Source organism: Patescibacteria group bacterium (assembly GCA_004297215.1).
Taxonomy (GTDB): Bacteria; Patescibacteriota; Patescibacteriia; order UBA9934; family GWF2-40-263; genus 2-01-FULL-63-20.
Window position 1 is genome coordinate 450,302 of record SCUM01000001.1, and the last position, 18,543, is coordinate 468,844.

Annotated in this window: 17 protein-coding genes; 9 read left to right on the plus strand and 8 right to left on the minus strand. The window is 63.4% G+C overall.

Features of this window, described 5'->3' with window-relative positions; genetic code table 11:
• Positions 1–360: 360 nt before the first annotated feature.
• Positions 361–564, plus strand: a complete 204-nt coding sequence (locus EPO34_02335) for a hypothetical protein (GenBank protein TAK03975.1) — start codon at positions 361–363, stop codon at positions 562–564.
• 24 nt (positions 565–588) lie between these two features.
• Here the strand turns inward: EPO34_02335 and EPO34_02340 are convergent, their stop codons facing one another.
• The 8 genes from EPO34_02340 to EPO34_02375 form a co-directional block, all read right to left on the minus strand.
• Positions 589–1,884 (minus strand): AAA family ATPase, encoded by a 1,296-nt coding sequence (locus EPO34_02340; protein ID TAK03976.1) that lies wholly within the window; start codon positions 1,882–1,884, stop codon positions 589–591.
• 2 nt (positions 1,885–1,886) lie between these two features.
• Positions 1,887–2,168, minus strand: a complete 282-nt coding sequence (locus EPO34_02345) for a hypothetical protein (GenBank protein ID TAK03977.1) — start codon at positions 2,166–2,168, stop codon at positions 1,887–1,889.
• 74 nt (positions 2,169–2,242) lie between these two features.
• Positions 2,243–2,599 carry a four helix bundle protein gene (locus EPO34_02350; GenBank protein ID TAK03978.1) on the minus strand — a complete coding sequence of 119 codons (357 nt, stop codon included), beginning with the start codon at positions 2,597–2,599 and terminating at the stop codon, positions 2,243–2,245.
• Positions 2,600–2,649: 50 nt separating this feature from the next.
• On the minus strand, positions 2,650–5,088 hold the full coding sequence (locus EPO34_02355; GenBank protein ID TAK03979.1) for a phenylalanine--tRNA ligase subunit beta: 2,439 nt from the start codon (positions 5,086–5,088) through the stop codon (positions 2,650–2,652).
• Positions 5,089–5,109: 21 nt separating this feature from the next.
• The gene (locus EPO34_02360; GenBank protein TAK03980.1) at positions 5,110–5,457 is read right to left on the minus strand and encodes a four helix bundle protein; all 348 of its coding nucleotides are present in this window, start codon (positions 5,455–5,457) and stop codon (positions 5,110–5,112) included.
• A 33-nt stretch (positions 5,458–5,490) separates the two neighbouring features.
• Positions 5,491–6,552: a phenylalanine--tRNA ligase subunit alpha gene (locus EPO34_02365; protein ID TAK03981.1), complete on the minus strand. Its 1,062-nt coding sequence runs from the start codon at positions 6,550–6,552 to the stop codon at positions 5,491–5,493.
• 62 nt (positions 6,553–6,614) lie between these two features.
• Positions 6,615–7,721 (minus strand): hypothetical protein, encoded by a 1,107-nt coding sequence (locus tag EPO34_02370; GenBank protein TAK03982.1) that lies wholly within the window; start codon positions 7,719–7,721, stop codon positions 6,615–6,617.
• Between the two features lie 9 nt (positions 7,722–7,730).
• The gene (locus tag EPO34_02375) at positions 7,731–9,101 is read right to left on the minus strand and encodes a phosphomannomutase/phosphoglucomutase (protein ID TAK03983.1); all 1,371 of its coding nucleotides are present in this window, start codon (positions 9,099–9,101) and stop codon (positions 7,731–7,733) included.
• A gap of 67 nt (positions 9,102–9,168) precedes the next feature.
• On the opposite strand from EPO34_02375, the gene EPO34_02380 reads away from it, so the two are divergent.
• From EPO34_02380 to radA, 8 genes are all read left to right on the plus strand, one after another.
• A complete protein-coding gene (locus EPO34_02380) occupies positions 9,169–9,723 on the plus strand; it encodes a LemA family protein (GenBank protein TAK03984.1) in 555 nt (184 codons plus the stop codon).
• Positions 9,724–9,823: 100 nt separating this feature from the next.
• A complete protein-coding gene (locus EPO34_02385; protein TAK03985.1) occupies positions 9,824–10,699 on the plus strand; it encodes a zinc metalloprotease HtpX in 876 nt (291 codons plus the stop codon).
• 103 nt (positions 10,700–10,802) lie between these two features.
• Positions 10,803–13,283, plus strand: coding sequence for an ATP-dependent Clp protease ATP-binding subunit (locus EPO34_02390; GenBank protein TAK03986.1), 2,481 nt, complete (start codon positions 10,803–10,805; stop codon positions 13,281–13,283).
• Positions 13,284–13,305: 22 nt separating this feature from the next.
• Positions 13,306–14,010: a hypothetical protein gene (locus EPO34_02395; GenBank protein ID TAK03987.1), complete on the plus strand. Its 705-nt coding sequence runs from the start codon at positions 13,306–13,308 to the stop codon at positions 14,008–14,010.
• A 3-nt stretch (positions 14,011–14,013) separates the two neighbouring features.
• Entirely contained in the window at positions 14,014–15,237 is a 1,224-nt protein-coding gene (locus EPO34_02400; GenBank protein ID TAK03988.1) for a hypothetical protein, read from the plus strand.
• 7 nt (positions 15,238–15,244) lie between these two features.
• The gene (locus EPO34_02405) at positions 15,245–15,880 is read left to right on the plus strand and encodes a hypothetical protein (GenBank protein ID TAK03989.1); all 636 of its coding nucleotides are present in this window, start codon (positions 15,245–15,247) and stop codon (positions 15,878–15,880) included.
• Positions 15,861–17,210: a hypothetical protein gene (locus EPO34_02410; GenBank protein TAK03990.1), complete on the plus strand. Its 1,350-nt coding sequence runs from the start codon at positions 15,861–15,863 to the stop codon at positions 17,208–17,210. Before EPO34_02405 ends, EPO34_02410 begins: the two co-directional genes overlap by 20 nt.
• 1 nt (position 17,211) lies before the next feature.
• Positions 17,212–18,531, plus strand: coding sequence for a DNA repair protein RadA (gene radA / locus EPO34_02415; GenBank protein ID TAK03991.1), 1,320 nt, complete (start codon positions 17,212–17,214; stop codon positions 18,529–18,531).
• The last annotated feature ends 12 nt before the right edge of the window (positions 18,532–18,543 follow it).

Here is an 18,543-nt window from a genome sequence, read left to right on the forward strand (position 1 = left end):
ACGGAATTGACAGCCTAGACAAGCCCCACTACCATGATGGGGTCCGAAGCGGGAGAGAGGAACTGCCGGGCGAGCTCCCACAGGTAAAGGTCGGGCTCGAGCGAGGACCTTAATTCACCAGAATGCATATGGCACGTACGACACCATACCATTCCATCAATGGCACCGTTCATCACGTGTACACCCAGTGTACCGTGGGGAACAACATCGAGCGCGACAAGCGTCGCGACGGGACGGGCAACCTCCCGCTCTGCTCCGTGTGTCACGACATTGATCGCGGCTTGCGCGACAGGTAGACGCCGGCTAAATCGGGCGGGGACGCATGTCCTCGCCCGATCAAAGATTAATATAAGAACAAATATGCCCAAATCTACTCGCAACACGGGGAAACAGTGGTCGGCGACGGATGAGAAGGCGCTTCGAGGTCTTGCCGGGAAAAATACCCCTACACGTGTCATGGGCCTTAAGCTCGGCCGTACGGAAAATGCGATCAATTCCAAAGCCCAGGAGCTGGGAGTTAGCCTGAAGCCGACAAATCAACCGCCATATAACCGTAAAAAATGATTGAACGCTGGCGGGCCCGGTTTCCTACATCAACCCGCTCATGAACTCCATCACCCGCTCATCCATCATCAGATGCCTTAGCATCACCGGCTTAGCCAGCACGATTCCCTCCAGAGTCCGGCACCGGCTCAATGCCACGTACACCTGCCCCGCAGCAAATGCCCCGGTGCCGAGGTCGACGATCACCTTGTCGAAGGTCTTGCCCTGGCTCTTATGAATCGTCGCCGCCCACGCTAGGCGGAGCGGGACCTGGGTGAAGGTGCCTACTTTTTCCTGATCGAGCGTCTTGGCCTTCTGGTCGTATGCGGAGCGGTAGAGCGTCCACGTGGTGGGCGAAACGGTGAAGGTCTCGTCATCGTCGGTAAGGACCTCTACGGAAACGTCGTTGAGCTTGGTGACGGTGCCGAGCGTGCCGTTCACCCAGCGGCCTTCGCCGTCGTTCTTCACGAACATCACGCGGGCGCCTTTCTTGAGGAGCAGGCTTGCGTCCGTTGGCATGTCGCGCTCGGGGAAGCCGCCGGTGGTGCGGCCTTCGTACGCCACGGCCTTGCCGGAGAGCGCCTTAAGGCGGCGGTCGTTCACTTCATCGGCGGCGGCGTTGGTGGTGGTGAGGTAGATGTAGCTGGCGGCATCGCCCTTGAGCTTGCCGTCCACGCGGTCGTTGAGCTTGTTCAACTGCGCGGCGTCCATGGACCGGTCGCGCACGGTGTTAAGCAGCGACACGAAATCCTTGTCGCGCTGGCGGTAGACCGTTTCGAGCTCGATGAAGGCGACCTTGCCAACGTCGGTGAGGTTCCGCACCACGTCGGAGGAAAAGAAGTACGGGGTGCCGTAGCGGTCGGCGAAGGCGGTGCGTTCGTCGGAGCGGATGACGGGCGGGAGCTGGAACAGGTCGCCGATGGCGATCACGCGCACCCCGCCGAACGGGCGCTTGTCGCGGCGGACGGTGCGCAGGAAGATGTCCATGCAGTCCATGAGGTCGGCGCGCACCATGGAGATCTCGTCGATCACGAGCGCGTCGACGGACTGGTACAGCTGCGGCGGGGCTTCCTTGCCGTCATGCTGCGCCTCGAACAGGGTGATGCCCGGGGAGAAGCGAAAAAAGGAATGGATGGTTTCCCCTTCGATGTTGAGCGCGGCGACCCCGGTGGGCGCGAGATAGGCGCATTTGAGCTTCGTGGTCTTGCGAAACTCCTTCAGCAGGGTGGATTTCCCCGTCCCGGCGCGGCCGGTCACGAAAACGAAGGGGTCGTCCCCTTCCATGAAACGGATCGCGGCGTCGAACGCAGGATTTTTCTCTAAAACCGAACGGGTCGCCATTCCTAATGCTTCTTCCCCCGTTTCTCAATCACGTAGTCTACGAGCCGTTCCATCGGCGCGAGGACGCTTGCCATGCTCCCCGTGGCGCTCTCGAACCGGTGCCGGATGGTGCTGATGGCGTACTCGATGCGATCCACCTTGTCCTGCACTTCCGCCAGCACGTCGTTGAAGTTCTTCACCAACATGGCCGCTTGGAAAATGAGCCAGAACATCGCGGCGCTGACCCAAAGGGCGCAGAACGCGAGGACGATGTAGAGAATATCCAGTGGGGAGAGGGGGGGCATGGGGTTGAGGGTGAACCGTGCGGGTTTGAAGGGTTGGAAGGGTTTGAAGGGTTTGAAGGGTGAAGGAAGTCTTTTTATTTAAGAGCTTCGATCATCCGCCGCAAAAGGAACCCTGTCCTGCCCCGCAATTGTTCTAGTATAGCGTATTTCTCTTTGGAGAGATATCCGAGCTTGGTGGAAAGTTCCAATAAGTAGGCACATTCGGCGGCAGAACCACGGCTGATTACAAGGAACCTGACAAAATCCGGCCGGGTGGCCCTTGCCTGTCCTTCAACGATGTTCAGGGCGATTGACGATGCGGCACGGCGAAGTTGTGACGTGAGACCGAACTTCTCCTCTTCAGGAAAATTGGCGGTCGCTTGATACACAGCGACGACGAACCGGTCCGCAGCTTCCCACGCAAGCAGTTTCTTGTACGGTTGTTCCGTCACAAATCAATAAACCCAACCACCACCCTTCAAACCCTTCCGACCCTTCCAACTTAGCTCCTCACCACCGCCCCAAACTCCTTCTCAAGCACCTTCGCGAGCTTCATCATCTCCCCATCCACCTCGGCCGCCTCCAGGGTCTTCTCCATGGAACGGAACGACAGGTGCACCGCCACCGACTTCTTTCCTTCTTCGACGCCCGTTCCGCGATACACGTCGAACGGTTCCACGGCATGCAAGAGCGGCGACGCGTTCTTCATCTCCCCTTCGATGGTGCCGTACTCGGTGCGATTGGCGACGACGAACGCGAGGTCACGCTTCACTTCCGGATACGTCGGGATCGCGCGGTAGCTCTTCGCGGTCGAAAGATGCGGGAGCAATGCCTCGAAGTCGATATCGACAAGGACCGTCCGCACGTCGAGGCCGAACGCCTTGGCGACCGCCGGCGACACCTCGCCGATGGTGCCCATGTGCAGGTGGTCGTCGATCCAGATTTTCGCCGAACGTCCTGGATGCCAGAACTCATCCGCTTCTCGTTCAAGACGGAAATGGCGGACGCCGTCTTCGCGGAAGAAGCGCTCGAGGGTGCCTTTGGCTAAACGGAACGCGGCTGCGCCGTCTTTCCCCGTCACGGCGACGACGAGGCGCATGAGGGGCGACGGGATGTCCTTCGCGTTGGGAAGATACGCCGGGGCGAGCTCGAACAGCGCCATGTCCGGGAAGCGGCCTTGGTTCGCCTCCACGGTCGTGAGCATGGTCGGGATGAGGCTCGGGCGCATGTACTCGTGCTCGGAAGAAAGCGGGTTCGCGATCTTCACGGCCGCTTCGATGGGAATGGAATAGCGCTCCAGTTGCTGGGGCGACATGAACGCGTACGAGTACGTCTCGGTGAGCCCGGCGGCCTTGAGGATGTCCTTGGTGCGGCGCTCCCAGGCGATCATCGGGTCGAGGGTGGCGTGCGGCAGCTCGCCCTCGGGCAGTTTGCTTGGGATGTTGGCGTAGCCGTAGATGCGGGCGATTTCCTCCACGAAGTCACGGCTCCCCTCGATGTCGTGGTCGCGCCAGAACGGGACCGTCACCGCATACCCGTCCTTGCGCTTCTTTCCGACCATGAATCCGAGGTCCATGAGCATCTTCAGCTGCCTCTTCTCGGGGATCTCCACGCCGATCAGCCGGCTCGCCTGTTCCGGGTCAAACGGGAACGCTGGAGCCTTGTATGGCGCGGCCCGGTCGCTCCAGATTTTGCTCGCGACCTTTCCGCCGGCGACTTCGAGGATGAGCTCGACGGCGCGAGCGAGCGTATGGCCCGTCGCTTCGGTGGACAGTCCCTTCTCGAACAACAGTGAAGAGTCCGAGGCGAGGTTAAGGGCGCGACTCGTGCGACGGACAGACACCGGGTCGAACGTGGCACTCTCGAGGATGATGCGGGTCGTCGACGCGCTCGTCCCGGTCTCCATCCCGCCCATCACGCCCGCGATGGCCACGGGTTTCTTCCCGTCCGCGATCACGAGCATCTTCTCGGTGAGGTCGTAGTCCTTGCCGTCGAGCGCCTTCATGCTCTCGTCTTTCTTGGCACGACGCACCACGATCTCTCCCCCTTCAAGTTTGTCCGCATCGAACGCATGCATAGGCTGTCCCAGCTCGTGCAGCACGAGGTTCGTGACGTCCACCACGTTGTTGATGGGACGATGCCCGGCGAGGAGAAGCTTCTTCTGCAGCCACCATGGCGAAGGGCCGACCGTGACGCCGTCGATGAGGACGGCTTCGTATTTCTTGCAAAGATCCCAGTCTTTGACGGAAATCTTAAGGGTTGTAAGGGTTTTAAGGGTGGGAAGGGTGAAGGAGTTTTTATTTATTTGTTTTGCTCCGATCACCGCTGCTCCTTCGCGAGCTTGTCCGACGATCGATTTGCAGTCCGGGCGGTTCGAGGTTACTTCGATGTCGAATACGACGTCATCGAGCTCAAGCGCCTTTGCGAGCGACGTGCCAGCCTTTGCGTTCGTGATCGCGGACAGGTCCCAGATGTCCTGCTCGCCACAGGGCATCTTCTCGAACCCGATCTCCGCGGGAGCGCAGATCATCCCGTGACTCTTCACGCCGCGCAGTTCGGTCTCCTTGATCGCGACCAGGTCGCCTTGGCCATGCCATCGGACCTTCGAGCCGGGAAGCGCGACGGCGACGCGCTGCCCTTCCTTGAGGTTCGCCCCGCCGCACACGATCTCGACGGCGCCGCCGGTCCTGAGCGAAGTCGAAGGGCCGATGTCCGTCTGCGCGATGCGCAACTTGTCCGCATTCGGATGCGCCTTCACCGCTTTCACGACGCCGACCACCATCTTGTCGAACTTCTCGGCAAGGATTTCCATCCGCTCCACGCCGTTCCCGGCGGCCGTCGTCTTCTTCGCAAACTCTTCGGCCGACAGGTCGGTCTTCAGGTATTCGCGAATCCAGTTGTACGAAGCGAGGATGTTCATAGGGCAGGAGCCGTCAGCCATTAGCCGTTAGCCGTTAGCGGCTTATGACGTCAGGGCGTTAATCATCCGAAGGATTTCACTCAATAAATCGATTGTCTTTGCCGATTCCAAATGCCTGGTTCCTGGCAGTCGTTGCGAAAGAAGGATCTGCGTTTCCAGTTCGGCTGCGGAACCAAAGGCAATTGAAAGGAAGCGGTGAAATTCGTTATCAGTTCCTCGCATCTTCCCCTCAGCAATATTCGACGGAATGGACACGGCACACCTCCGCATCTGAGACGTCAGTCCGTAAATCTCTTCTTTGGGAAAGTCTTCCGTCAAACGGTACACCTCTTCAACCAACTCCATCGCCCGTTGCCAGACAATCAACTCTTTATAAGATCCTGTCTTCATACCTAACGGCTAATGGCTGACGGCTAACGGCTCTCAGAATTGCTGCACGAACCGCAGGTCGTTCCTATAAAGGATCCTGATGTCATCGATCTTAATCCCCTCCCGCATCATAAGCGTCCGTTCGACTCCCCAACCGAAGGCGAAGCCGGTGACCTTTTCCGGGTCGAGACCGCCAGCCTTGAGCACGTTCGGATGCACCATGCCGGCGCCGCCGAGCTCGAGCCAGCCGGTCTTGCACAGGCGGCAGGCTACGTTCTCCTTGCCTCCGCAGTTGTCGCAGGAGATGTCGACCTCGAAGCTCGGCTCCGTGAAGCGGAAGTGATGCGGACGAAGGCGAATGGAGCGGCCCTCACCGAAGAAGTTGCGCGCGAAATGGTCGAGCACGCCCTTGAGATGCGCGACGGACAATCCTTCGCCGATCATGAGCCCCTCGAACTGGTGGAACATGGGGACGTGCGTGACATCGCTCTGGCGGCGATAGGTCCGGTTGATGTTGATCATCCGGATCGGCAACTTCCCTTTTTCGATTTCACGGACCTGGCTGTTGCTCGTATGCGGCGTCAGGACGATGCGGCCCAACCTCCCCTCGGAGCACTGCGCGCTGGTCGGGGCGATGAAGAACGTTTCCCAGTCGTCGCGCGCGGGATGGTCCTTGGGCATGTTGAGCGACTCGAACGCGTACCAGTCCCAGTCGATCTCGGGCGCGCGCACGCGCGTGAAGCCGATGCGCGAAAAGATGTCGGTGACCTGCGCGATCGCGGTCGAGACCGGATGCAAGTGCCCTTCGTGCGGCGCGACGCCGGGCTCGGTGACGTCGATCCATTCCTTTTCGGCCATCGCCCCGGCTTCGGACGACAGGACGCGCTTTTCGGCCGCGGCGAAGGCTGCCTCCATGGCCTGCTTCACCTCGTTGGCCGTCTTGCCCGCGAGCTTGCGTTCTTCGTCGGCCAGGCCCGCCATCCGCTTCATGAGCTCGGCCATCTTCCCTTTGCGGCCAAGGAGTTCCACGCGCAAGGCTTCGAGCGCGTCGCGGTCGGCCGCCTTCTTAAGCGCGGCGAGCGCGTCGGATTTGAGTTTGTCGAATTGAGTCTGCATATGTCTCGCGTTCGCGAGCCTTTAGCCGATAGCCGTCAGCCGTCAGCGCTAATGGCTGCTGGCTAATGGCTAATGGCTTTTAACATCCCTGCTCCGTATTTCACGATGTCCTGATACGTGACCACGAGCACGAGCGCCATGAGCGCCACGAAACCGATCGAATGGATGAGCGCCTCGCTGCGCGCGCGCATGGACTGCCCGCGCGCTTTTTCCATGATGAGGAGGAAGATGCGACCGCCGTCGAGCGCGGGGAGCGGGAGCACGTTCACCACGGCCAGGTTGATGGAAAGGAGCGCCGTGAACTGGAGCAGGTACGTGAACCCGAGCTGCGCGGCCTGGCCCGTGAGCACCGCGATCCCGACGGGACCGGAGAGGTCCGCGCCGGCGCCGGTGCCGGTGAACAGCCCCTTCACGAGGCCGGCGAACGACAGCACCACTTCCTTCGTGTACGTGCCGGTAGCAAGCACGCCTTGCACGAACGCCTGCGGGAGCGGGTACGACACGAGGCCGGTCTTCACGAGGCCGACGCCGACGCCGTGGATGCCGGGCGCGGCCGCGAGGTCTTCGCTCGTGAGCGAGACGTTAAAGAACGTCCCGTCGTCGCGGCCGAGCACGAGCAGCACGCCCTGGTCGCCATGCGCGCCGATATAGGCGCGCGCGGCCTCGGCCGTAAGGAACGGCTCGCCATCCACCGACACGAGCACGTCGCCGGAGCGCACGCCGCCATGTTCGGCCGGACTCCCTTTGGCGACGGTCATCACGCGCAGCTCCACGTCGCGCACCTTGGCCGACGCGGGCATGGACTCATCGACGACGCTCGGGAGCCCGAGCGCGAACCCGGTGGTGATGAGGCCCGCGGCGAGCACGAGGTTCATGGCGACGCCGGCGGCGAGCACGGCAAAACGCCAGGCGCCGCGCTTGCTCGAGAAGCTCCCCGGGTGGTCGCGGTCACCCCCGCTCTCCCCTTTGATCTTCACGAACCCGCCGAGCGGGATGAGGTTGATGGAGTAGGCGGTGTCGCCCTTCTTCCAACTCCACAGCCGCGGCGGGAATCCGAACCCGAATTCCTCCACGGTCATGCCGGCCTTCTTGGCCATGATGAAATGCCCTGCCTCGTGCGCGAGCACGAGCACGGCAAGGACGGCGAGGAAGATGAGGAGGGTGAGCATGGCGGAATCTTAGGCGTTTTCGATGATTCCGGCAATCTCCTTGAGCCTGGAATCGAGATGTTCCTTCGAGGCCGCTTCGGCGTTCACGCGTAACAGCGGTTCGGTGTTGGACTTGCGTACGTTGAACCACCAGTCGGCGAACTCATACCGGGCGCCGTCGAGCCGGTCGATGGAGACGGCTTCGGATGCGTATTTCGCGTCGAGCGCGGCGAGCGCCTTGTCCTTTTCGCGCGCCTCGAAATTCGTCTCGGGGCTGCGGGCGTACCGGCGGTATGGCGCGATCAGCTCGGACATCGGCTTCCCGGAATCCGCAAGGGCCTTCAGGACCAGCAGTATCGTGAACTCGCTCGATTCCATCCCGCCGAACTCCGGGTAGAAGTAGTGCGCGCTCACCTCCCCGCCGATGGCGGCCCTTTCCATTTGCACGCGCCTGATGAAGTTGGTGCGCCCGACTTTTTCCGACACGGACCTTCCGCCGTGTTCCTTGATCGCGTCGCGCACGGCCCAGCTCGCGTTCGGGCTCCACACCACTGCCTTGCCGGGATGTTCTTTCAGGCGTAAAGAAGCGAGCAACCCAAGCATCTGGTCGCCGCCGATCGGCTCCCCGTTCTCATCCACGAACCCGATGCGGTCCGCGTCCCCGTCGAAGGCGACGCCAATCGCCGCCCCTTCGCGCTTCACCGTCGCGACGAGGTCGCGGAGCGTGTCGAGCTTGATCGGATTCGCTTCATGATTCGGAAACGTCCCGTCCGGCTCGAAATAGAGCGCCGTGAGCTTCGCGTCGAGCCTCGAAAAAATGTCGGGAAGAATGACGCCAGCCATCCCGTTGCCCGCGTCGACAACGACCTTCATGCCGTTCAGCTTCGGCATCTGCGCGAGTGCGAACAGACGGGCGAGGTACGGGGGCTTCACGTCGAGATGGGTGACGGGAGGCGATAAGGCCTCAGGCGTGAAGGCCGCAGCGCTGAGGCCTTGTCCGCCTAAGGCCTTGTCCGCCTCGATCGCCTCACGAATCTCCTCCCCGCTGATCGGCATCGCGTTCCCTCGCGTCATCTTGAATCCGTTGTACTCCGGCGGATTGTGCGAAGCTGTCACCATCACCCCTGCCTCATGCTCGGCCCAGTTGAACACCGCGAAGTTGAACATGGGCGTGGTACACATCCCGATATCCACCACCTCGGCCCCTTCAGACATCGCCCCGCGCGCCACTTCCGCGGCAAAGCTCGGGCTTGTCGGCCGCATGTCCCGTCCGACGACAAGCCTCTTGGCCCCCGTGAGACGCACCGTGGCCGCCCCGACGGCGAACGCGAGCTCGTCGCTCAACTGGTCCACGGTGCCGCGCACGTCGTAGGAGCGGAAAATCTCTGCTGGGAATCGCATAATTGTCGATTGACGGTTTGACGGGAAAACAGTAGCGTTAGTGTATAGAAAACCTAGTAATTTCGCTATGCCTTACCTCATTTGGATCCCCGCCCTCGTCGTCGTCGCCCTGCTCGCCTGGCTCATCCTCTCCTATAACGGCCTCATCCAGGGCCGAAACCGGGTGGACGAAGCCTGGTCGGACATCGAGGTGCAGATGAAGCGCCGCTACGACCTCATCCCGAACCTGGTCGAGACCGTGAAAGCGTACGCCAAGCATGAGGACAGCGTGTTCACCAAGGTCACGCAAGCGCGCTCGGCCGCGATGAACGCCAAGACCCCGGCCGAACATGCGCAGGCCGAGAACATGCTTACCGGCACGCTCAAGTCGCTCTTCGCCGTGGCCGAGGCCTACCCGGCGCTCCAGGCCGCCGGCAACTTCCTTGACCTGCAGCAGAACCTCACCGATGCCGAGGACAAGATCCAGTCGGCCCGCCGCTTCTTCAACGGCAACGCGCGCGACTACAACACCTCCCTCCAGTCGTTCCCCACCAATCTCATCGCGAGCGCCTTCGGCTTCAGGAAGCGCGAGTTCTACGACGCGCCGGACGTGGCCATGGAAACGCCGGCGGTGAAATTCTAGAAGGTTGGAAGGGTTTGAAAGGTCGGAAGGGTGGTGGAAGTTTTTTCAAAAAAGTTTCCTACACCCTTCAAACACTTCCCACCCTTCAAACCCTCAACCCATGTACTCCGAAATTTCCTCCAACAAGCGCGCCACCGTCCTGCTCATTTCCCTCTATGCGGCCATCCTCATCGCGCTCGGATGGGTGGCCGGGGAATATTTCGGCGACCCGTCCACGGGCATCGTGATCGCGACCGTGGTCTCGACCATGATGACGCTCGTGGGCTATTTCGCCGGCGACAGGATCTCGCTCGCCTCCGCGGGCGCCAAGGAGGTGACCAAGCGCGAGGCGCAGGAGCTCGTGATGATCGTCGAGAATCTCGCCATCACCGCGGGACTGCCCACGCCCAGGGTGTTCGTGATCGATGATCCCTCCCCCAACGCCTTTGCCACGGGACGCGACCCGGCTCATGCGTCGGTGGCCGTAACGACCGGGCTGCTGCGACGGCTCGATCGCGCCGAGCTCGAAGGCGTGCTCGCGCATGAGCTTTCCCACATCGGCAACTATGACATCCGCGTGATGACGCTCGTGGTGGTGCTCGTGGGCGTGGTCATGCTCCTTTCCGACATGCTCACGCGCGCGCTGTTCCACGGCCGCGACCGCGACGCGCCGGCGGCGCTCGCCCTCGTAGGCCTCGCGCTCGCCATCCTCTCCCCGCTCTTCGCCGAGCTCATCAAGCTCGCCGTGAGCCGCAAGCGCGAATACCTGGCCGACGCCTCGGGCGCGATGCTCACCCGCCATCCCGACGGCCTCGCCCGCGCGCTCGAAAAGATCGCCGCGGACGACCTGCCGCTCCAGCGAGCGAACCACGCCACGGCCCACCTGTTCCTGGCGAACCCCTTCGACCCGCACGTGACGAAGAAATTCGAACGATGGTTTTCCACGCATCCGCCGATAGAAGAGAGGATCAAGCGGCTGAGGACGATGGGAAACTAGGTAGTAAAGGTTGTAAAAGTGGTAAAAGTGAAGGAACACTTTTTAAAGAGAACTCCTACACCCTTACAACCTTTCAAACCTTTACAACCTTTCAGGTCTTCCTATGAAAGACATCACCGAAAAATTCACGACCCACCTCAAGAACGTCCTCACGCGGGCGCTCGTGTTCGTGGTGGAGCGCGGGAACCAGACGGTGAAGCCGGAGCACCTCCTGTGGGCGCTCGGCACGCAGAAAGGGTGCATCGGCGGGGAGCTGCTCGGCCGCGTGAAGGTGCCGCCCGAGAAGCTGCGCGACCTGGTGGGCGCGACGGGAACCGAAGGGACCGAGACGGCTCCGGGCGCCTTCGCGCTCAAGCTCTCCGAGAGCGCAAAGCGCATCCTCGAAAAAGCGGTACTGACCGCCAACGTGTACAACCACCGCTACATCGGCACCGAGCACCTGCTCTCGGCCATCCTCCAGCTCAAGGAGCCGGCGCTCGAGAGGTTCTTCGTCGCGGAACGCACCGACCTGGATGAGCTGCGCCGGGAGGTGACCGTGGTCCTCAAGGGATCCGCCTCGTTCCCCGAGATGATGGGCGCCGTCCCCGCGGCCGTGCCCGAGACGAGCCAGGAACCGGCGGCCCCGCAGGAGGGCGGCGAGAGCAAGGGGAGGAAGACCCCGGCACTCGAATATTTCGGCCGGGACCTCACCAGCCGAGAGGTGCAGGAGCGCATCGACCCGGTGATCGGCCGCGAGACGGAGATCCAGCGCATGATGGAGATCCTGTGCCGTCGCACCAAGAACAATCCCCTCCTGCTGGGCGAACCGGGCGTTGGCAAGACCGCCATCGTGGAAGGGTTCGCCAAGCGCGTGATGGAAGGCGACGTTCCCCCGGTACTGCGCGGCAAGCGCATCGTGTCGCTCGACCTCTCCGCCGTGGTGGCCGGCACCATGTACCGCGGCGAGTTCGAAGGCCGCCTGCGCCAGATCATGGACGAGGCGCGCCAGAATCCCGACATCATCCTGTTCGTGGACGAAATCCACGGGCTGGTGGGCGCCGGATCGGCCACGGGATCCATGGACGCCGGCAACATCCTGAAGCCCGCGCTCGCGCGCGGCGAGATCCGCTGCATCGGCGCCACCACGAGCGCGGAATACAAGAAGCATTTCGAGACCGATCCCGCGCTCGAGCGCCGGTTCGGCGGCATCCGTGTGGAAGAGCCCTCCCCCGAACGCGCGCTCGCGATCGTGCTTGGCGTGCTCCCGCAGTATGAGGCGTTCCACGGGGTGCGCATCGCCCCGCACGCGGCCGAGGCCGCGGTGCGACTTTCGGTGCGCTATCTCAACGACCGCCGCCTGCCGGACAAGGCGATCGACCTCATCGACGAGGCGTGCGCGGGCAAGCGCGTGTCCGCTCCCGAACCCGGAGCGGCCGAGGCCCGGCGCCTCATCCGCGCGCGGCTCGACGCGGTGGCCGACGAGAAGCGTACGGCCGTCGTCGAGGAGCGTTTCGACGACGCCATGGCGCTCAAGGACGAGGAGGAGGCGCTGCGCTCCGGTCTCAAGCGCGAGGAAGCTGCGCGCGGCCCCGTGCTTGTCGTGGACGAAGAGGACATCGCGCGCGTGATCGCCCGCTCCACCGGAATCCCGGCCGCCGACCTGGTGGAAGACGAGCGTGCGCAGCTCCTGGCGCTCGAGAGCACGCTCACGGAACGGGTGATCGGACAGGAGCGGTGCGTGCAGGCCGTGGCGCAGGCGCTGCGTCGCGCCAAGGCCGGGCTGTCGGCGCGCGAGCGTCCGCTCGCGAGCTTCCTGTTCTTGGGCCCGTCCGGCGTCGGAAAGACGGAGCTCGCCAAGGCGATCGCGCAAAGCGCCTTCGGCGACGAGCGCTCGCTCATCCGGCTCGACATGTCGGAGTATTCGGAGGCGTTCACCATGAGCAAGCTCGTCGGTTCCCCGGCCGGCTATGTGGGGTACCGCGAAGGGGCCAAGCTCACGGACGGCGTGAAGGCACGTCCGTACGGCGTGGTGCTGTTCGACGAGATCGAGAAGGCGCACAAGGACGTGCAGAACCTCCTGCTCCAGATCTTGGAAGAGGGCGAGCTCGCGGACGCCACCGGGCGCAAGGTGAGCTTCCGCCACAGCGTGATCGTGCTCACGAGCAACGTGGGGCTCGAGCGGTTCGGCCGCTCCGGGATGGGGTTTGTAAGCGGGGAGGAAGACGCGCGCGCCACGCTCGAGGCGGACCTTAAGGCCGAGCTGAACGAGCGCTTCCGCCCGGAGCTCGTGAACCGCATCGACCGCGTATGCGTGTTCGAGCCGCTCGGGCGCGACGTGCTCGCGCGCATCGCGCTGCGCGAGCTCACCAAAGCCGTGGTGCGCGCCACCGAGCGCGGCATCGCCCTCTCGATCGGCGCTGGGGTGGCAGAGCGCCTGGCAGAGCTTTCGGATCCCAAGGTAGGCGCGCGCGACGTGCGCCGGCTCGTGCAGGAGGCTGTGGAGTCGAAGCTCGCCGACCGGCTTCTCTCCGGAAAATCCCCGAAACGCCTCACGGTGACGGTCAAAGGCCGCGACATCGCCCTCACGGAATCCCGCCGCGCCTGAAATGCGGTACAATGGGCGCGTTATGGCTGCGGCCGCGTCCGATAAGAATCCCTCTCGCATCGCGCGGTTCGGACAACGGGCCGCGCTTTCGGGCATGCTGTTCTTGGGCGGCGCTCCGGGGCAGGCCAGCGAGGAGCCTGAAACGCAAGGTGTTTCCATCGTCGCCGGTTCGGCCGCGGAAGACGAGGGGGGCGACGAGGCGTTCGACGAGGCGGATGCGAGCGCGCGGCTCAAGGAGCGCACCCAGCGGGCCCGTGCCGCCGAGGGACGGCAAAAGGCCCAAGAAGACATGGCGAAGCAAGCCGGAGAGCCTCCGCCCGAAGTGGCGACCGTGTGGAGCCTGTTCATCGGCTGGGTGAGCAAGGCCGCGCTGGCTTCGATCATCGGGGCGTTCCTCTGGTTCCCCTTCCTCCTCGTCGTCGGGGACTTCGTCTTCCGGGGGAAGCATCCCTACATCCCCGGGGTCACCTGGGACCTGCTTCTCATGAAGATGGGGGCAACGCCGAAGGAGCAGGCCAAGCTCAACCTGCTCCCGGACATCCTGGCCAAGGCCATCGTGCTGTTCATGCTGCTCGTGGACATCCTCGTCGTCTGCCTTCTCGCCGTCCTCATGGTCATCCAGGTCTACCTCGAATACAAGGCCATCATGGTCATCGTCCGGATCTTTGGCCCGCTCACCAACAATCTGCTAGACTTGTTGAATCTGCCACATGTTCCCCTGCCCTGACCTATGGACGAACGGGTGAAGCGCGGCTTGCAAATCGCGGCGTTCGTCGGTTCCGTGCTGCTCATCGGGACGGGGTTGTATTTCGCGTTCTTCCGCGGACAGGCGGGACCGTCGCGGCCCCCGGCCGCCGTCCCCGCCGCGCCCGCCGCCCCTGGGAGCCTCCCGTCCGCCGGCCTCGGCGCTCCCGCCCCTGCCCCGAGACCGACGACGGCCGCCCCGCGCCTGCGCGCCTCGGCGATCGCGAACGGCGGCGCGACAAGCACCAACGAGGTCGCCGCGACCCCGGCCAAGGCCATCGTCGCCGCCGGCAGCGGGATCAGCTACTACGATCCCGCCGACGGGAAGTTCTACGGGGTGGACGCCGACGGGAACGTGCGGGCGCTTTCCGAGCAGGCGTTCCCCCAAGCGAGCGACGTGGAGTGGAACAAGGGGGCGGACAAGGCCGTCATCGAGTTTCCCGACGGCAGCAACGTCGTCTACGATTTCGCCACGCAGACCCAGGTGACGCTCCCGGCCCACTGGGAGGATTTCCACTTTTCCCCGGGGAGCGACGAGATTCTCGCCAAGTCGATGGGTCTCGACCCCAACAACCGGTTCCTGGTGGTGAGCAACGGGGACGGGAGCAACGTGAAGAGCATCCAGGCGCTCGGGAACAACGCCCATAAGGTCACGGTCGCCCCGAGCCCCAACGACCAGGTGGTGGCGTTCGCCGACACGGCCGATCCGCTGCCAGGAGGGATCGGACGCAAGCTCATCGTCCCCATCGGCAAGAACCAGGAACATTTCAAAGGGCTCGCCGTGGAAGGATTCGGCTTCTCCCCGAACTGGGCTCCCGACGGCGCGCGGCTGTTGTATTCCGTCTCCGGTGATTTCAGCTCCTACCTGCCGCAGCTGTGGATCGTCGACGCCACCGCCGCGACCATGGGTGAGCACCGTCAGGCGCTCCCCATCAACACCTGGGCGGACAAGTGCGCGTTCTCCGGGAACAATTCGCTGCTGTGCGCCGTCCCGCGCGCCCTTCCGGCAAACGCCGGGCTGCAGCGCGGCCTTGCCGACGCGGTCGCCGACGACCTGTTCCGGGTAGACCTCGCCACGGGCGCGGCGTCCCGCGTGGCGGTCCCGGCCACCAACACCCGGATGACCGGCCTCACGGTCACCGCCGACGGCTCCGCCGTGTTCTTCAAGAACGAATTCACCGGCACGCTGGAAAGCATCCGGTTGAAGTGAGGGCCTTGTGAAGTACCCCTGGCTCGTCATGCTCTCCTTCGCGGCCGTCGGGGCGATCGTCCTCGGGTTCTACGCCATCCGGCTTGAGCCGATCCGCAAGCAAGCGCCCTCCTCGACTCCCGTGACGACTCCGCTCACTACCCCGACCATCACCTTCGTCGATCCCTCGCGCGGACCGACTTCGGCCAAGGTGACCATCGTGGAATTCGCCGATTTCCAGTGCGAACCATGCGCGGCCACGGCAAAGGCGCTCGCGGAGCTCATGGCGGTCCGCACGGACATCCGCGTGGTTTGGAAAAACCTCCCGAGCGAATCCCATGCTCTCGCCCTGCCAGCTGCCGTCGCTTCCCTCTGCGCCGACCGCCAAGGGAAATTTTGGGAGTATCACGACGCGTTGTTCGCAGAGCGCGCTTCCCTCTCGTTTGAACGGCTGAGAGACATCGCCTTCGATCTCAAGCTCGACCAAGCGGCGTTCGCGTCCTGTCTTGATGCCCAGGAAACGCTCCCGCTCGTGCGCAGGAACGTGGAAGAGGCGCAGGCGCTCGGCCTCACCGCCTCGCCCACCCTGTTCATCGGGTCCGAGCGCGTGGTCGGGGCCGTCACCCTGGAAGAACTGGAACGGTATGTCGACGAAACGCGGTAACCTCGTCGTATTCCTGGCGTCCGTCGTCCTCTCGTTCGGCTCGGCCATGCCGGCGCAGGCGTCCCAAACCCAAGGTACCTGTTTTTGCGCGACGGCAGGAGACGACCCGTGCCGTGAAACGGCGGGAATCACCGTTGACTCAGTCCAGGCCGTCGAGACCCCTTCGGCGCTGGCGTACAGGATGTCCATCTTGTGTGCCACCATGCAGTGCGGTTCCAACGACCCAAACCTCTCATACGGTGTCAGTGACGTGTCGGACAGCGGGCTCAAGGCTGCGGTCAAGGCTGCTTGTGACACGCGCACGCCGCTCGCGGACGCCTATGAGACGGTCTTCGGGCGGCGCGCACCGGCGGCCACGGACGCGGGCAAACCGTTTGCGTCCGTAAAACCTGAACTCTCCTTTGACATCCCCGGCCTCGAATTCTCGGACGTCCTCAATAAGGATGGGAAACTGACCGTGAACTTCCTTGCCGAGTACATCACCGCCGTGTTCCGCCTGGTGCTTGGCGTGTCCACGACCATCGCGATCGTGATGATCATGGTCGGCGGGTTGCAATACGTGATGGCGGCAGGAACCGGCAACGTGAAGGCGGCCAAGGAACGCATCCGCAATTCCATCATCGGGCTCGCCATCCTGTTTTCCACCTTCGTCATCCTCTACACGGTCAACCCGCAGCTCACCTTGTTCGCCGCGCTCGAACTCGAGCAGATCCAGACCGTAAAGCTCGTCGCGGAGTCCGGTGACACGGGCGGAGGCGTCACGGCGGATCCGGCGGCGTTACAGGCAGCCGGCATCGAATGTCCGCAGGAAGGCGGTGCGGGAGACATCCCCATCATCGCCGAATCGTTCATCGGGAAGGTGACCTATCGCTTCGGGGGCAAGGGAAAGCCGCCTCCGTACACGTTCGACACCAAGGTCTCGAAGGACGGACAGGCGTTCAGCGGCTTCTGCCCGGAGGGGACCGTGTGCCTGGACTGCTCCGGGTTCGTCGACCTCGTGTACGCGTGCGCAGGACTTCCTCCAAAGCTCACGAGCGGCTCCGTGAAATTCGCGAACGAGACGCTCATCGACACCTCGACCTGCTCGGATGACGGCGGGGTCGAGACGGCCGACGGCTCCACGATCCTCGTTCCCGGCGACCTCATCGGCTTCAGCAAGGGCGAAAACGGCCAATCGGCCAGCGGACACGTGTGGATGTACCTTGGCGACGGGAAGCTCATCAACAGCGCGGGAAAACGCGAACCTCCTGGCAAGGCCGTGTTCACGCAATCATTGACGGGCGTCTGCAAGGCCTACAAGACCCTGCACGTGATCCGCGTGGCTCCCTGATATGTTCGCCTGCTCCAAGTGCGACGCGCAGACGTCGAAGTGGGCCGGGAGGTGCGCCGAGTGCGGCGCGTGGGGGACGGTGGGGGAAGAGGCGGACAAGGCCTCAGGCGGACAAGGCCTCAGGACGTTTGGAGCGAAGGCGAAGGCAATGAAGAGCGCGCCGCTTTCCGGCGCGTCGGCGGCGCCAAAGGCTCGGATCGCGACGACGATCGGGGAGATGGACCGCGTGCTCGGCGGCGGGCTCGTGCCTGGGAGCCTGGTGCTGCTTGCTGGTGAGCCGGGGATCGGGAAGTCGACTTTGGTGGCGATGGCGGCGGGACGGGTCGCGCGCGCAGACCCCTCCATGCCTCCCCTTTCCAAGGGGAGGATAGCTCAAGTTTTGTATGTATCGGGTGAGGAATCGGCTTCCCAGCTTGCGGACCGGTTCACGCGGCTTGGGCTCAACCCTGCGTCTGTCAATTTCCTGGAGCCCTACCCTGTCGAGACGCTCGTCGCTTCGATCGAAAAGGAGCGGCCTGCGCTTGCCGTCATCGACTCGGTTCAGACGCTCTCGTCAGAACTCGTTGAAGGCACGCCGGGTTCTCCTACTCTCGTGCGATACGCGACGGCGCTGTTGCTCGACCTGTGCAAGCGCACGGACGCCTGCGTGCTGCTCATAGGGCAAGTCACGAAGGACGGCGCCGTGGCAGGTCCGAAGACGCTTGAGCACCTGGTAGACGTCGTCCTTTCCCTGGAAGGTGATCCTTCACATGGCTACCGTCTGCTGCGCTGCATGAAAAACCGCTTCGGATCGACGGATGAAGTGGGCGTGTTCGAGATGGCCGGGTCCGGCCTGCTCCCGGTCGAGAACCCGTCTGCGAAATTCCTGGAGGAACGGGCGGCCGTGCCCGGTTCCGTCGTCGCCGCGTCGCTCGAAGGGAGCCGCGTATTCTTGGTGGAAGTCCAGGCGCTCGTCGAGAAGAGTGGCTACTCGACCCCCGTGCGACGCGCGTCCGGCTTCGATGCGGGACGGCTCACCATGCTGTGCGCCATCCTGTCGAAACGCGGCGGCCTTTCGCTCGCGGATAAGGACGTATACGTGAACGTGATCGGTGGGCTCACCCTCACCGAACCCGCCGCAGACCTGGCCGTATGCGCGGCGATCGCCGGGGCGGCCAAGGGTACGGCGTCAAAGGAACCGGTGTTGTATGCCGGCGAGGTCGGATTGGGCGGCGAAGTACGCAGCGTGCCGCATCTGGAGCGACGGTTGGCGGAGGCGAAGAGGATGGGGATCGGGACGGTGGTGACGCCAAAAACATTAAAAAGCGTCTCGGAGTTGTAAAGGTTTGAAAGG